This is a genomic window from Bacillus vallismortis (assembly GCF_004116955.1).
GTDB lineage: Bacteria > Bacillota > Bacilli > Bacillales > Bacillaceae > Bacillus > Bacillus vallismortis.
On the sequence record NZ_CP026362.1, the window covers coordinates 4090675 to 4106030 of the forward strand.

At 42.8% G+C, this 15356-nt stretch carries 11 protein-coding genes; 3 read left to right on the forward strand and 8 right to left on the reverse strand.

All coding sequences use genetic code 11. From position 1 onward, the window contains the following. Positions 1-52: 52 nt before the first annotated feature. The gene (locus BV11031_RS21655; RefSeq protein WP_010328820.1) at positions 53-1039 is read right to left on the reverse strand and encodes an LCP family protein; all 987 of its coding nucleotides are present in this window, start codon (positions 1037-1039) and stop codon (positions 53-55) included. A gap of 329 nt (positions 1040-1368) precedes the next feature. Between BV11031_RS21655 and BV11031_RS21660 the strand changes: the two genes are divergently transcribed. Continuing rightward, on the forward strand, positions 1369-2742 hold the full coding sequence (locus tag BV11031_RS21660; RefSeq protein ID WP_010328819.1) for a sugar porter family MFS transporter: 1374 nt from the start codon (positions 1369-1371) through the stop codon (positions 2740-2742). A gap of 38 nt (positions 2743-2780) precedes the next feature. Here BV11031_RS21660 and BV11031_RS21665 read toward each other — a convergent pair whose 3' ends face one another. The 3 genes from BV11031_RS21665 to gerBA are packed head-to-tail and all read right to left on the reverse strand — an operon-like array spanning position 2781 to position 6465. After that, positions 2781-3905 carry a spore germination protein GerBC gene (locus BV11031_RS21665; RefSeq protein WP_129551014.1) on the reverse strand — a complete coding sequence of 375 codons (1125 nt, stop codon included), beginning with the start codon at positions 3903-3905 and terminating at the stop codon, positions 2781-2783. After that, on the reverse strand, positions 3902-5008 hold the full coding sequence (gerBB, locus tag BV11031_RS21670; protein ID WP_010328818.1) for a spore germination protein GerBB: 1107 nt from the start codon (positions 5006-5008) through the stop codon (positions 3902-3904). Before gerBB ends, BV11031_RS21665 begins: the two co-directional genes overlap by 4 nt. Before the next feature lie 5 nt (positions 5009-5013). Continuing rightward, positions 5014-6465, reverse strand: a complete 1452-nt coding sequence (gene gerBA, locus BV11031_RS21675) for a spore germination protein GerBA (protein ID WP_010328817.1) — start codon at positions 6463-6465, stop codon at positions 5014-5016. A 262-nt stretch (positions 6466-6727) separates the two neighbouring features. On the opposite strand from gerBA, the gene manA reads away from it, so the two are divergent. Further along, a complete protein-coding gene (gene manA / locus BV11031_RS21680) occupies positions 6728-7678 on the forward strand; it encodes a mannose-6-phosphate isomerase, class I (RefSeq protein WP_010328816.1) in 951 nt (316 codons plus the stop codon). Between the two features lie 128 nt (positions 7679-7806). Further along, a complete protein-coding gene (locus BV11031_RS21685; protein ID WP_010328815.1) occupies positions 7807-10452 on the forward strand; it encodes an N-acetylglucosaminidase in 2646 nt (881 codons plus the stop codon). A gap of 38 nt (positions 10453-10490) precedes the next feature. Here the strand turns inward: BV11031_RS21685 and BV11031_RS21690 are convergent, their stop codons facing one another. Genes BV11031_RS21690 through BV11031_RS21705 form a run of 4 tightly spaced genes read right to left on the reverse strand, consistent with a single transcriptional unit; the run spans position 10491 to position 15277 of the window. Further along, entirely contained in the window at positions 10491-12350 is a 1860-nt protein-coding gene (locus BV11031_RS21690; protein ID WP_010328814.1) for a CDP-glycerol glycerophosphotransferase family protein, read from the reverse strand. 18 nt (positions 12351-12368) lie between these two features. Next, positions 12369-13538 (reverse strand): CDP-glycerol glycerophosphotransferase family protein, encoded by a 1170-nt coding sequence (locus BV11031_RS21695; protein ID WP_010328813.1) that lies wholly within the window; start codon positions 13536-13538, stop codon positions 12369-12371. Positions 13539-13541: 3 nt separating this feature from the next. Then, entirely contained in the window at positions 13542-14567 is a 1026-nt protein-coding gene (locus tag BV11031_RS21700) for a ribitol-5-phosphate dehydrogenase (RefSeq protein WP_010328812.1), read from the reverse strand. Continuing rightward, a complete protein-coding gene (locus BV11031_RS21705) occupies positions 14564-15277 on the reverse strand; it encodes an IspD/TarI family cytidylyltransferase (protein ID WP_010328811.1) in 714 nt (237 codons plus the stop codon). Before BV11031_RS21705 ends, BV11031_RS21700 begins: the two co-directional genes overlap by 4 nt. Positions 15278-15356 lie beyond the last annotated feature (79 nt).

Consider the following 15356-nt stretch of genomic DNA (forward strand, 5'->3'; position numbering starts at 1 on the left):
TTCAACAAAATAGGTAAAAAAAATCGGAATGGCAAAGGCCATTCCATTCAAGTCAGTTATTTAGGGCATTTTTTAGTTCAGTTTTAACTTCTTCAAGTTTTTCGTCATCAAGTCGCAAATAATACAGTTTTTTACCTTCACGTGAGCTATATTGGTACATGTCTGATCCAGTAAGCTGCTCAGAATCAACTGATTTTAAAGATGTTATAAAAGGAAATAAACCGATGGCATCATTTAACGATAAATTCATTTTTAAATTTTTCCCTAAACTATCAACAATATCATCATAAGCTGGAATAGAGCTTAAGGACTTTGATTTTGTCATAATGGCATTTAAGACTTCCATTTGTCTTTGACCACGTTGAAAGTCTGTATCAGCTTTTCTCGTTCTAACATATGCAAGTGCCTCTTCACCATCAAGAGTTTGAACACCAGTTTTTAAGATAACTTTTCCTTTGGTATCTTTTTTGATTTGCTTCGCAACTTTTTCACTTTTCACGTCTACACTCACACCATTTAACTCATCAACAACATCTTTAAAGGCATCAAAGTTACTTTCTACTACATAATCTACTGGAATATCCAACAGATCTTCAACTGTTTTGGCCGTGAGTTTTACGCCGCCGTATGCATGGGCATGAGTAAATTTATCATAGCCATAGCCTGGAATATTTACATAGGAGTCCCGAGGGATGCTCAACATTGTAGCTGTTTTGTTTTTTCGGTTAAACGTAACCAATACATTAGCGTCACTCCGGGCATCATCAACTGTCTCACCCTTTTCATCTCTGGCATCAATACCGAGAAGCAGTACAGTAAAAGAATCTTTTTTTGGATCAAATTCTTTAATACGTTTAACGGACTGACCATTTTCATTCAAATCGATATGAGCTTGTTTTGACGCATTGCTCAGCTTGACATAAGCATAGGCGCCGACAGATCCTGCCGCAATGACTAGAAAAGCCATCAAACCGGCAACGATTTTCACCCATTTTCTAAGTCTTCTCTTTTTCTTTCTGCGGTGTGTTCGTTCTTCCATATCAATAACCTCTCGTTTCTTTAATATTTGAAGAGTACCATTTATTTTGCCATGGGGCAACTCCTTGAAAGACATTTTTCGATAAATATTCCTATATTTATATGATCCTATTCTTGAGAATAAATATTTTTAATGCACTGAATCACCTTATATTGGACGCTGTAGCAAATAAAATGTTTCGATGACGAAGAAAAAAATGTGAGAGAATGATTGGAAATGTTGTAGTCTGCGAGAGCGAAAAGGTTTAATGGCCAGAAAAAGAGGCTAAAAGATTTCTAATAAACTTCGCAACGATGTCATTAAGCTGATGGAGAAAGGGAGTCATTGTTATGAAAAAACAGTCGAATATATGGCTTTATTTTTTCGGCGCTCTTGGAGGCGCGCTATACGGGTATGATACCGGAGTCATTTCCGGCGCTATTTTATTTATGAAAAAGGATTTAGGATTAAATGCGTTTACAGAAGGGCTTGTTGTCAGCTCTTTATTGGTAGGGGCCATATTAGGTTCAGGCACGGCAGGCAAGCTGACTGACCGTTTCGGGAGAAAAAAAGCAATTATGGCGGCCGCGCTGCTGTTTTGTATAGGCGGTCTGGGTGTGGCACTCGCCCCAAATACGGGAGTTATGGTGCTGTTTCGCATGATATTAGGACTTGCAGTCGGAACTTCGACGACGATCGTGCCGCTCTATTTATCTGAACTGGCGCCGAAGCATAAGCGCGGGGCGCTGTCATCGCTGAATCAGCTGATGATCACGGTCGGTATCCTTCTTTCCTACATTGTCAATTACATATTTGCCGACGCCGAAGCGTGGCGCTGGATGCTTGGATTGGCTGTTGTGCCGTCGCTGCTGCTTCTCATTGGCATTTTGTTCATGCCGGAGAGCCCGCGCTGGCTGTTCACGAATGGCGAAGAAGGCAAAGCGAAAAAGGTTCTTGAAAAATTGCGTGGCACAAACGATATTGACGAGGAGATACATGATATTCAAGAGGCCGAAAAACAGGATGAAGGCGGCCTGAAGGAACTGTTCGATCCATGGGTGCGTCCCGCGCTGATTGCCGGCTTGGGACTGGCGTTTTTGCAGCAGTTTATCGGAACGAACACGATCATCTATTATGCGCCAAAGACCTTTACAAACGTCGGATTCGGAGACTCCGCTTCGATTTTAGGAACGGTCGGAATCGGCACAGTTAATGTTCTCATGACATTAGTAGCGATTAAAATCATCGACAAGATCGGAAGAAAGCCCCTATTGTTATTCGGGAATGCCGGCATGGTGATCAGCTTGATCGTTCTCGCTCTGGTGAATCTCTTTTTCAATAACACTGCGGCTGCTTCATGGACGACAGTCATTTGCTTAGGTGTGTTTATCGTAGTCTTTGCGGTCAGCTGGGGACCGGTTGTCTGGGTGATGCTTCCTGAATTGTTCCCGCTCCATGTCAGAGGAATCGGAACAGGTGTATCAACCTTGGTGCTTCACTTTGGGACATTGATTGTTTCACTAACCTATCCAATCTTAATGGAGGCAATCGGCATCAGTTATTTATTCCTGATTTATGCCGCGATTGGTATCATGGCGTTCTTGTTTGTCCGGTTTAAAGTGACAGAGACGAAGGGAAAAAGCCTTGAAGAAATTGAGCAGGATTTACGGGACAAAAACGGACAGGGAGGTTCGTCTGGAAAACAGCAGACGGCCCAAACATAAAAAAGGGTGCGCGATCCTGCGCACCCTTTTGCTATGGCTCACTTTCCTACTGTGCCGAAGTTAATGATTTTGAAAGAAATATCGTACGTGAGATCTGCCTCAGAAAATACGTCATCCCAATGTCCTTTTACCTTATGCCAGTATTCTGGGTATTGAACCCGAATATGGTCGGAAAAAAAGACCGGATCGGTTTTATACTCATGCTGCAGTTTATTCATGACCTTCTTTACATCGCGCTCAAGTTTTTCCTCGAAAATATTTTCCAGCCTGTTCAAATAGCTCTTGCTAAAGGAGTTTTCATTCGGATTTTGGTCTTCTGTCAGGATGCCCTTTGTTTGGACAGAAATCTGAAAAACAGGCTTTCCGTTTTTAATGGCCGGCTTGATTTTCGTTTTTGATTTTTTGATCTCAAACGTAATCGGATGTCCTTTATCTGTCGTTGGCATGACGCCGCCTTGAATCGTCCCCATGACCCATGTCAGCGCTTGTGTTTCATCTGCTGACAGAAATCCAACGAGTTTATTGCTGCCGCTTTTAATAATGCCCGCCCCATCATACTTTGCTTTTCCCTTTTGGTTTTTCACGGCTTGAATGAGGAAGCTGTAGCCATTTTGGCAATATACGGAGGCTCTGCCGATGCGAAGCGGCATCATAATCTTACCGTTATATCCTCTGTGAGTTGTCAGATCAATCAGTTTTTCGGTGGGCATCGGCTGCTGCTGGTTGGGGCTTCCTTTTGTGAAGATATCAGCCGCTTTCCCTTTGGCTGCCATCAAATAGCTGCTTCGCCGCAGCTCGTCATCTCGAATAAAATGGTTAAGGACTTGATCTATGCTTTGATTCTTCATCAGTTTTTCTCCCAAAAGAATCACTTTTAAATGATCGCTATAAATAGGAGGGTCCTTGATAGATACATCACTGACTGCTTCCAGAATGGTTTTCCCGTTGGATGTCACATGAACAAATTCAGGTTTACCGGATGCTTGGCTGTCTTCACTTTGGGGCAGAAGGTTTTGGTACATTAATTTATACTGATCATCCTCTGTCTCATCAATTGCCAGTCCTCTGGCGAAGGATAGTTTCTCTATATTTTTGACATCCCAGCACCCGCAGAGCATCTGCAGCATGAGAAACATGACCGCAAGTTTTATTATGATCTTCATCCAAGCCGCCCCCTCCCAAGTTTTTTCTGTACCCAGCTTACAAACCAGGTGAAGAATGGGATTAAAATTACAAATAAAAAAACATATCCGAGAAGTGTCCCGTAATAAAATACGTCATTCAGGTCCTTGGGATACATCGTAATGAAATATGTAGCAGCCAGCATTGCCGCCAAGAGCCATGGATTGTTTTTATTTTTCAGATGAAAGATTTCTGTTAAACCGATATGGGCCCCTTTGAAGGACCCGAGCATACAGGCAAACTGCTGTGCTGTCCAGGTCAGCTGCAGGAACAGGTCAAAACGTTCAATAAAAATGCCAGGAACCTCTAGTGCGTGAATAAGAGAAATGGTCGGCCATGTCACTGTTTTTGCCTCAGCTACAGTCATACAGCCAATTACAATAAACAATGTAATGCTGTAGAACACGGTGGAAGTCGCGATGCCTAAAGCGACAGCCTTTTTCGCTTGCTTCGGATCTCTCATAAACGGGACAAGATAAAAAATGATTTCAAATCCCGAGAAATATAAAAGCGTTTTGGGAAATAAAGAGAAAAAACTTTGATATCCCCCTTCAAATACTGGCCGGATAAAATCAAGCTGGAACAAGCGAAAGCTGAACATTAGGAGCATCATAAAAATGATAAGGGTGATAGGAAAAATATAAGCGTATACCTTTGCAATAGGGTAAACGCCTCCGCCTACATGATAGATGGCAACTGCAAGAAATAGAAACACGACAACTGACATTGGCGTATTTTTCAATAGAAAGAATCCGACGACCTCTCCTAAAATCCGTGCTTGGTAGCAAACGATTCCAATGAAATATAGACAGATAAGCAAATTCAATAAAGTCCCTACCCATTTACCGGCCACGGTTCGGTTGAGTCTAAATAGTGTTTTTCCGCTGTTTTTTTGAAGGGAAGGCAAAAAGAGCAGAGCGATGATAATAAATATTACGCCTTGGAGCAGGATCATAATCCATCCGCTAGGACTGTCGGTTTCAGCTGCTGATCGGGGAAGGGTTAAGACACCGGCGCCGATCAGCGTGCTGCTTACCATAATAAGCGTCTGCATAAATGTCAGTTTATGCTCTGATTTCTTCATAGCCATCACCTTTGTCTGATGTTATCTTCTGGATCGTTTCGTGTCGGCCTTCTTTTTAAAAATAGAGTTGGAATGCGGATCACTGTGTCTTTCAAATCCTGTCCGGGCTGTGCCATAATCGGAATAATGTAATCCTGGCCAAAACTTTTCAGGCGCATTAAATGGCCGATCACAAACAGATAAACCATAATCACTCCATACATGCCAAGCGCTGCCGCACTGAGCATGGCCCCAATCCGAATAATCCGCAGCGGAAAGTTATAGGCGTATGAAGGAACGGTAAAGGATGCCAGTGCAGTGACAGAAACGACAATGACCATCAACGCGCTGACGATTTGCGCCTGGACAGCGGCTTGTCCTATGACAACTCCGCCGATGAGGCCAATCGTCTGTCCGATCGGTTTTGGCAGTCTCAATCCGGCTTCTCTGATCAGCTCGATTGTAAAGATCATAAAAAAGGCTTCTAAGAAAGGCGGAAACGGCACATTAAGCCGGCTGCCTGCAATGGATATCGCCATTCTTGTCGGCAAAAGCCCGGTGTGGAAAGAAACGAGAGAAATATACAGGCCGGGCAAATAAATGGTGATCAGGATGCTGGAATAACGAAGAAGACGTATAAGTGACATTGGAATCCAGCGCTGGCTGTAATCGTCCGGCGAATGAATAAATTCGTCTACCGTAGCCGGCATAACCAAAGCGAACGGCGTGCCATCTACCAATATGGCTACTCGCCCTTCTAACAGAGAAGCAACTACACGATCAGGCCGTTCTGTGCTTAATATCGTGGGAAAGATAGAAAGTGGTTCATCCTCAATCAGCTGTTCAAGCGTGCCTGATTCTGGCACATCATCTATCTTGACCGATTCCAGCCTTTCAAACACCTCTTTTACAACGTAGTCAGGAGAAATATCATGAATATAAGCGATAGCGATTTTCTTTTTCGTCCTTTTTCCGAGGATCATTTCCTTTATGACAAGGTTAGGATCGCTTGTTCGTTCACGCAAAAGCGCTGTGTTTGTCCGCAGCTTTTCAATAAATCCTATTTTCGCACCGCGTTCAACGATTTCGGATGAAGGTTCTTCAAGACTGCGTGTTTTTAATGTTTTCGTGTCAAAAGCTAATCCTCCGCAATAGCCGTCAGCCAGCAAAATGGCTTTCCCTGTAAAAACGAGCTGCTCTATTTCTTTCATTGTGCTGACAACAATGTGGTGAAAACCGAAAAAAAAGGCGGATAAATCTTCAATCGAGCTTTCTCGATGGGATAACGCTTCACGTTGTAGAGGAGAAATTACGTATTGCGCCAGCATTTTATTCTCTGTCAGACCGTCAATATACAGTAAACACGCCTTCTGTCTTCTGTCTCCGAAAGCAAATGTATAAAACATCATATCGTCGTTTTGCCCCAATGTTTTTTTGAGGGTCTCTAAATTGTTCTGGAGATCAGGATCGATTTGCATATGTTCACTCCTTATCAAAATTGACGGTTTTTATTAATTTGTATCAAAAAAGGACAATTATTCTTATTAAGGAAAAGCTTGAAACAAAGCTGCTTTTTGGCATGATATAATAAAAAGGAAGCGTTTTCTTTAATGGGGTTGCTAAAAGATGATGCTTTGTACATATGTTGTCATAGGAAAACCGGCAACTTATACGGGCGTTTGCAAGGGGGGCGCACCGGGAAAATAATGACAAGTTATTTACAGGGGAGGGGTACGGATCATGACACAATCACCGATTTTTCTAACGCCTGTTTTTAAAGAGAAAATCTGGGGCGGCACCGCTTTACGAGATCAATTCGGATACGGCATTCCTTCCGAAACAACGGGAGAATGCTGGGCCATTTCCGGCCATCCAAAAGGATCGAGCACTGTAGCGAATGGCCTGTATAAAGGAAAGACATTGATCGAGCTTTGGGAAGACCACCGTGAACTATTCGGCGGCGTGGAGGGGGATCGATTTCCGCTTCTGACAAAACTTCTGGACGTGAAGGAAGATATGTCGATAAAAGTTCACCCTGATGATTATTATGCCGGAGAAAATGAAGAGGGGGAACTTGGCAAGACAGAATGCTGGTACATCATCGACTGTAAAGAAAACGCGGAGATGATTTATGGGCATACGGCCCGCTCAAAAACAGAATTAGTCACAATGATCAACAGCGGTGACTGGGAAGGCCTGCTGCGAAGAATCAAAATGAAACCTGGTGATTTCTATTATGTGCCGAGCGGAACGCTACACGCATTGTGCAAGGGGGCGCTTGTGTTAGAAATACAGCAAAATTCAGATGCCACATACCGGGTGTACGACTATGACCGCCTTGATCACAATGGGAGTCCGAGAGAGATTCACTTTGCCAAAGCGATCAACGCGGCAACGGTTCCCCATGTGGACGGATATATAGACGAATCAACCGAGTCAAGAAAAGGAATAACCATTAAAACATTTGTCCAAGGGGAATATTTTTCGGTATATAAATGGGACATAGATGGCAAGGCTGAGCTCTCTCAGGATGAAGCCTTCCTGCTTTGCAGCGTAATAGAAGGCAGCGGTTCACTGACGTATGGAGATAAAACATGTCCGCTCAAAAAAGGCGATCACTTGATCCTGCCCGCTCAAATGCCCGATTTTACGATTAAAGGAACTTGTACACTGATCGTGTCTCATATGTAAACTTAATCTCACTTCGAGATTAAGTTTTTTTATTAAAAAATGGAAGGGATTCACCTATAAATGAAGCATACGCGTGCCGATAAATAAACTAGTTTTATATACTCATTGAATAAGAAAGAGGAGAAGGAATGAAAAAGAGATTAATCGCACCGATGCTTCTGTCCGCCGCGTCCCTTGCCTTTTTTGCCATATCCGGTTCTGCCGCACAGGCTGCAGCCTATACCGACTACTCGATATATGAGATAGAGCCTAGTAAAACGTTCAGTACAGAAAGCCAAGCCGCACAGGCTGTCGCCATGCTGAAAAAAGATACTGGCTGGGATGCTTCTTATCAGGCTTCAGGCACAACAACGACGTACCAAATTTCCGCTCCTGGCATACATAGCGAAGCAGAGGCGAAAGCCATCCTAAGCGGGCTCACCAAACAGACAGCGATTACAGGCACGACTAGCCCTGTCGGAAGCAAGCAGCCGTATGTCACCATCACCTCAGGCGCCATGTCGGATGAAAAGCAGGCAAACACATTGCTTGCCAAGCTTAAACAAGAAACGGGAGTGGCTGGCGCTGTAAAAGCGTCCGGAACAGCCCAGTCCTATGTGAACGTTATCACATCAGAAATCCCTGAAGAGACAAAAGTGAAGGCGCTTGTCCAGAGTCTGGCTAAGCAAACGGGAATTAAAAGCTCGTATCAGCCCGTCTCACATACGGTTTCTGTGACAACCATTCAGTCAGGCGCAATCGTAGGAGACAGCAAAGCAGAGCAGATCAAAAATGCCTTCCAAAAGGAATCGGGGCTTAAGGCTTCATTAGAAGAAACGGTGAAAGGACAAGCTTATTATACATTCACTACAGCCGCCGTATCAGGTGAAGCGAATGCCAAGAATCTATTAACTCAATTGAAACAAACCACGGGTATTACAGGAAGCTACAAGCCAACCAATCAAAAAACAACTGCTGAGACATACAATGTCCAATCAGCTTATTTCAAAGGGCTGAATACAGTCAAGGACGCCATTAGCCAAATCAAGAAAAACACCGGCGTATCCGGCAGCTATCAAAAGGTTGGCAAAAGCACATCATATGTTGTGAATATGAAGGGTTTAACGAAACAGCAGCTGCAAAAAGTGAACACTTTCTTTAAAAAGAAAAAATGGAGCTATACGTCATCCAGCATCAAAAAAACGACAACATCTACAGCCTATCAAATAACGACGGCAAAAATTTTAGGCGAGCAGCAAGCAAACAAAGCCGCAGCCTTCTTTTCTCAGAAAAAAGTAAAGGCAGCGAAAAAAGCAACTGGAACAACTGCGGAAAACCAATATCAGCTTATTTCAGAAGAAACATCAGATCAAGCAAAAGTGACAAAGGGCTTGAACATGTTAAAGAAAAATCAGCTGAGCGCTTCCGCAAAGTCAGTCAAAAAACAAATCGCAAACACGTTTACAATTACAACTGAAGCTCTGCTTGATGCTAAGAAAGTCAATCAGGCACTCACATTTTTTCAATCTAATCACATATCAGCATCTAGCCAAAAAAACGGTCAGACCACAGCGAGCAGCTATCAAATTATAACTGAAGCCATCATCAGCCAAGAAGACATTGACCGCGTTTTAGCGCTATTCAACCAAAACAATGCCGCCGGCACAACAGCAAAAACAGGCGAGACGGCATATACACAATACAAAATCGTAACAGCCCAGATCAGCAGCAAAACAGCATTGAATAATGGGATAACCTATCTGAAAGCCCAAAGCTTAAGCCCAAGTTACACAACCAAAAGCAATACGATTTATAACATCAGCTTAAACAAACAGTTCACAGGCAATAATGAAGCTGCTGCGGCAGCAACGAAGCTAAAACAATTATACGGATGGGCATCATCTATCGTAAAAATTAAAAACGGGCCGCAAATTATGAAAACAAATTACAATCTCTCGCTGGGTGAGATGGTCCAAAAACAAATGACAGTGAGCCCGCAAACAGATGGAGCCGCTTATATATCACTCACTTATATTCATACAGCAACATCAACGGTCACAGCTGATGTTCTGAATATCAGGTCAACGCCGGAAGTCATCCCGACGAACGTGATCGGCCAATTTAAAAAAGGCGATAAGGTAAAAATCATCGGCCAGATCAACGGCTGGGCCAAAATCAATTTGGGCTGGCGAAACGCAAGCAGTGATGAAGTGGTTCAATATGTAGATCCGAATAACTTTTCCAGAGACAGTAAATACTACTTCCAATTTCTCAAGCTGTCACAGACAGCCGGACTCAGCATCACTGAAGTCAATCAGAAAGTGCTTGCGGGTAAAGGCATTCTGACAGGGAAAGCAAAGGCATTTATCGATGCCGCCAAACAATACGGCATCAACGAGCTATATTTAATCTCACACGCTCTCCTCGAAACAGGAAACGGAACATCCGAATTAGCCAATGGATTAACCTATAACGGAAAAACCGTATATAACATGTACGGAATAGGCGCATACGACAGAAACCCGAATTACTATGGCGCCAAATATGCGTACGAGCAAGGCTGGTTCACACCAGAAGCAGCCATTATCGGCGGGGCCAAATTTATAGGCTCTTCGTATATACACAACACAGCCTACAATCAGGACACACTATACAAAATGAGATGGTCAGCCACTGCGACACACCAATACGCAACAGACATCGGCTGGGCGTACAAACAAGTAAACCGCATGTACAGCCTGTATTCATTGCTGGACGGTTATACGCTTTACTATGATGTTCCGGAGTATCAATAAAAAAACCACCTTTTGCGTTTGCAAAAGGTGGTTTTGCTTTATCTTTTAAGGACTTTATCTTCTAATGGCTCCTCTTCCTGAGGAAAGACAATTTGATCGATCACACGTTCACTTGCTTTTCCGTCAAGATCGTCGAAGAAATAATGAACAAATGAATCAATTTGCTCAAAGTTATACTTCTCTTCCTTAATGATCGAAATCATTTGATCAGACGTTTTCGCAAGCGGGCCAGGAATAAAGTCAAAGTAATCGTAATAGAAATCACGTTTGCGAATATAGTCATCTACATCATAGCTGAAGAAAATCATCGGTTTATTTAATAACGCATACTCAAAGCACACAGAAGAGTAATCCGTAATTAGAACATCTGTTACTAGCAATAGCTCATTGATTTCCCTAAACGAAGAGAAATCATAAAAGAAATCGCTGTACTGATAAGGAATATTGGCATCGTTTCGAACGAATGGATGAATCTTAAATAAGAAGATATACTCATCCTTTAACTCATGATACAGACGGTCAAAATCAAGCACTTCAAAAGGATAATGAGCGGATTGCTGACCGTTTCCGCGGAAGGTTGGTGCAAAAAGAATGACCTTCTTGTCCTTCAGAAATGGATATTCCGTATAAAGACGTTCTTTTACAAATGCCTTCTTCGCTTCATCAAAGAAAAAGTCTGTTCGCGGCACGCCGGTAGCGATGACGTTCTCTATATCTACGCCGAAGCCCTCTGCATAATGTTTTCGTATATTCTCAGAGCTGACAATCACCTTGGTGTAGTTTCTATGGTTTTTCGAATGCGGCGACGGTCCTCCCGGCAGCCCGATTCGGCTGTAGCCGAATGTTTTAAAGGCGCCGACAGCATGCCATAATTGGACAAGGTCCGCATTTTTACGGATTTTTAGCGGATAAATAATCGGATAAAAATCATCTATAAAAATAATTTTGCTTGTCGCAAAATGATAAGCCATAGACATCAGTTCAGATAGGCTTTTTCTGTCTCGAATGCTGCTCTTTAAGAAAAATTTGAAATCAAAATTTTCTTCGCGCTTTAGCAGTTCTTCATAAACAAATTCGAAGTTGCCTGTCAAATCAAGCCGGCTGTCAGAAGCAAAGACGATCTTATTGGACTTAATCGGCAGCAGGCGGAACACATCATAAGCAAAATGAAATAAGCTCGTATTCAGCTTGCGCAAAAAGCGGTTCGCTTCTCTTCCGGTGTCCAGTTCCAAAAGGCTTGGATCAATTTCCTGCAATTTGTTGCAAGACAGGTTAATCGTCTTTTCGCCCTCATCATAGTTCACAATTAAATTGAACTTCATTAGCTTTTTAGCAGAATGAAACTCCATTTTTGTGGCATAGACATCATTAGAGAGGAAATTGCTGACGTTTCCGACCGTATGCACTTCCTGGTGTTTGACATTCTGGTCATCTACAGCTTCAATTTCTAGAAACAGCTTATATTCGCCCTGCGGAAGCGGTTTGTCATTCATCAGCTTAGAAAAGTTAATCTGCTGTGAAAATCCTGCCCACTTATAAGCTCCAGGCACATTAGAAGTATCGATTGACAGCTGATCTACCCGAATATCCCGCAGCGAAACAGCTGTAAATAAAACACCGTTGTGCACCAATAATAAACGTTTTCGTACCTGATCTTCTTTTTGAAGAGGCAGGCCCTTGATGTACATATAACCCGCAATTTTAAGAATGGATCCATTCCAAGAAAACTCAGAAATTTTTCTGACAGGGACTTGCTGGTTTTCTTCAATTCGCTTGGTTTTATCGAAAAGAGAAAAAACCCTGTTATCTGTCGAATGGACACTGAAAGCTGTATCTTCTGTTTTCGTTCTCTTTTTTGATCTGAAAAGTCTGTTCTTAATCTTTCTGGCCAGCTTCACTTTGTACCTCACTTTCTCCTAATCGGCACCAGATGTTAAAAATGATGAAATAAAATCGGCTACCCGTTCTGAAGATTTGCCGTCTTGATGGGTGATAAATGTCTTTGAAAAATCTTCAATCCGTTTTGTATCAGCCTCATGATCACTCTCGATATCATGCACAAGCGATGGAACGTCTTTCGAGATCGGCCCGGGTACAAACGATTCAAAAGGATAGTAGAAATCACGTTCTTCCAAGTAGTCTTCTAAATCCGGGCAGTAAAAATACATTGGACGTTTCAGCAGGCTGTATTCGAAAATGACTGAAGAATAATCGGTTATCAGCCCATCGGAGATTGCCATCAAATCGTACAAAGAGTACGAATCGGTTAAATCCAGCACAAAATCATCCTCTTCCGTGCGCGCTTGATTGCGCATATACGGATGAAGATGGAGCATCACGACATAATCTTTATGGTTTAGCGCCGATTTTAATTGTAGCAGATCAAGCGGGGTAGCGTCACCCTCTTGATGATGTCCGCTGCCTCTAAAAGTAGGAGCATACAAAAGCTTTTTCTTATGTTTAAGTTCTGGATAAACCTGATGAAACTCATCCAGTACATGGCGAATATGTTCCTGATGATAAAAATAATCCGTCCTTGGAATGCCCAGCGGCAAAATCTGCTTTTGCTCCATTTGAAAGGCTTCGGCAAAGTGCGGCACGGCAGCTGGTGCACTGACAACGGCATAATCATAGTTAGAATGCACGGGAACAATCTTCAGATAATCAGAAGAAGGGCCGAACGGCTTGTCCACAATGCTGTAGCCGAATTTTTTAAACGCGCCGCAAGCATGCCAAAGCTGGATGGCGACCGTTTCCTTTCGTTTTGGCACAACATACAAAGGAAAATAATAATCATCTAACAAAAGCACACGGCATGTGGCAAGGTGATATAAAGAGCTGAAAAGGTGAAGCAAATATGCAGCTCGTCCAATCAGCCCCTTATCCATCTTGCGGAAAAGCAGGACGATGCGAAGAGACGGATCTTGCTTCAGCTTTTCATACACACCTTTAAAATTATCACCTAAATGATCCTCACGATAGGAAGCGATCACAACTTTATTGTGCTGTACTGGTAATAAGGCGCTCAATAGTTTATAAGCAGTGCCGAATACTCCTTTTACAATTCGTGTAAGGAATGTCTTCACTGTTTAAATGTCCCATTCGATAACAGTTTTTCCCCAAGATGAAGTCAAATCTGCTTCAAACGCGTTCGTAATTTCCTCAATACTGCGTACCGGGAAACGTCCGCCTACTAAGGTTTCTAAATAATCAACGACTTCAGGGTATTGAGCTAAAAAGTCCACAGTACGGGCAAAATCCTCGCGTCCGCTGCGGCTGCTGCCGATCAGCGTAATCCCTTTTTCAAGCACCATTCTGGTTTCAATTTCAACAGGGTATTCAGATACGCCTAAGAGCGCTACACAAGCTTCAGGATGAACTTGGGCAATGATCTGATCAATTGCGCTTTCACTGCCTCGTCCGCCTACACATTCAAAGGCATGGTCGATTTTGACATCCTCAGGAATGTCGTTAATTTGATAAGCTGCGTCAACAAAAGAAAAATGATCAAGCTTATAAGGTGTTTTTCCGAAGATAAACACTTTGCTGTCCGGATATTTCTTCTTCAATAGAAGCGTCATGATAAACCCGAGATTTCCGTCTCCCCAGACACCGAATGTGTCACGCTTCTTGTGCGCCATACGCTCAAAGCGGGAAAGCGCGTGAACAGCAATCGTAATAAGCTCAGTAAAAGCTGCGACATGCGGATTAATGCTTTCTGGAAGTTCAACGAGCCGATCCGGAGCCATGAACATATAATCCTGCATAAATCCATCATAGCCGCTTGAACGGAATCTGCTGGAACGCAGGTAATTCTCCGCGATGACTTCATGCTCTTCAACCGGTGTATTCGGCACCATAACAACCCGGGTTCCGACTTTAAATGTGCCTGTCGGATCAAACATGACTTTCCCGATTCCTTCATGGATCAGAGCCATCGGCAATTTTTTATCCATCGCTTCTTTGCCGCGTGAGCCGGTATAATAGCGCTGGTCGGCAGCGCAGATGGATAAATGGGTAGGCCGGATAACGACCTTATCAGAATGGACAACTTTATCTTTATATGTCACTTCAAACTGTCGGGCAGAAACTAAACGATATGTTTGATTAATCATTGTGAAATTCGCTCCTGTAAAATGGCATTAGCCACCTTTAAGTCATATGGTGTCGTTACTTTAATATTAAAGACTTCACCGCGGACCAGCTTCACTTTTTCACCTGCTAACGAACAGATCTTGCAAGCATCGGTTAAGACAGCTTTTTGTTCATCGGACAGCTTGTTATAAAGCTCAACCAATGTGCTGATCCGAAAGCTTTGAGGTGTTTGCCCTTGGTACATGTTATCGCGGACAGGGATATCAGAAATGAATTCCTGGTCTTCTGAAGCAATAATCGTATCAATGGCTGAGATCACAGTATCGACCGCGCCGTATTGAAGAACCGCATCAATGTTTTCGTCAATAATGCGATGAGTCAGAAATGGGCGCACAGAATCATGAGTGATGATCACGTCATCATCCTGAATGCCGAATTCTTTTTCGATATAGCGGATGCCGCTCATAATAGATTCATTTCGGTCACTGCCCCCTTCAACGACAACCAGGCGATCATTATGGCCGATGAATTTCTTTAAAATGTCTTTTGTATGGTTAATCCACTCTTTAGGTGAAACGATTAAAATCTTATCGAACCGGTCATTTAATAAGAATTTTTCCACCGTGTGAATGATAATAGGGCGCTTATTTAACGGCAAAAACTGTTTTGGCATATTGACGTTCCCCATGCGGGAACCTTTTCCACCGGCTAAAATCTCAGCATAAATCATAAAAATGACTCCTTCCTTGCTACAACTCATAATGTTTGATAAAAGGTTTTACTATTATTTGCAATAGTGATCTCTATTA

Excerpts from the sequence above, each read along its gene's own strand:
- BV11031_RS21655 (WP_010328820.1), bottom strand. The coding sequence starts at position 1,039 with ATGGAAGAACGAACACACCGCAGAAAGAAAAAGAGAAGACTTAGAAAA.
- BV11031_RS21660 (WP_010328819.1), top strand. The coding sequence starts at position 1,369 with ATGAAAAAACAGTCGAATATATGGCTTTATTTTTTCGGCGCTCTTGGA.
- BV11031_RS21665 (WP_129551014.1), bottom strand. The coding sequence starts at position 3,905 with ATGAAGATCATAATAAAACTTGCGGTCATGTTTCTCATGCTGCAGATG.
- gerBB (WP_010328818.1), bottom strand. The coding sequence starts at position 5,008 with ATGAAGAAATCAGAGCATAAACTGACATTTATGCAGACGCTTATTATG.
- gerBA (WP_010328817.1), bottom strand. The coding sequence starts at position 6,465 with ATGCAAATCGATCCTGATCTCCAGAACAATTTAGAGACCCTCAAAAAA.
- manA (WP_010328816.1), top strand. The coding sequence starts at position 6,728 with ATGACACAATCACCGATTTTTCTAACGCCTGTTTTTAAAGAGAAAATC.
- BV11031_RS21685 (WP_010328815.1), top strand. The coding sequence starts at position 7,807 with ATGAAAAAGAGATTAATCGCACCGATGCTTCTGTCCGCCGCGTCCCTT.
- BV11031_RS21700 (WP_010328812.1), bottom strand. The coding sequence starts at position 14,567 with ATGATTAATCAAACATATCGTTTAGTTTCTGCCCGACAGTTTGAAGTG.
- BV11031_RS21705 (WP_010328811.1), bottom strand. The coding sequence starts at position 15,277 with ATGATTTATGCTGAGATTTTAGCCGGTGGAAAAGGTTCCCGCATGGGG.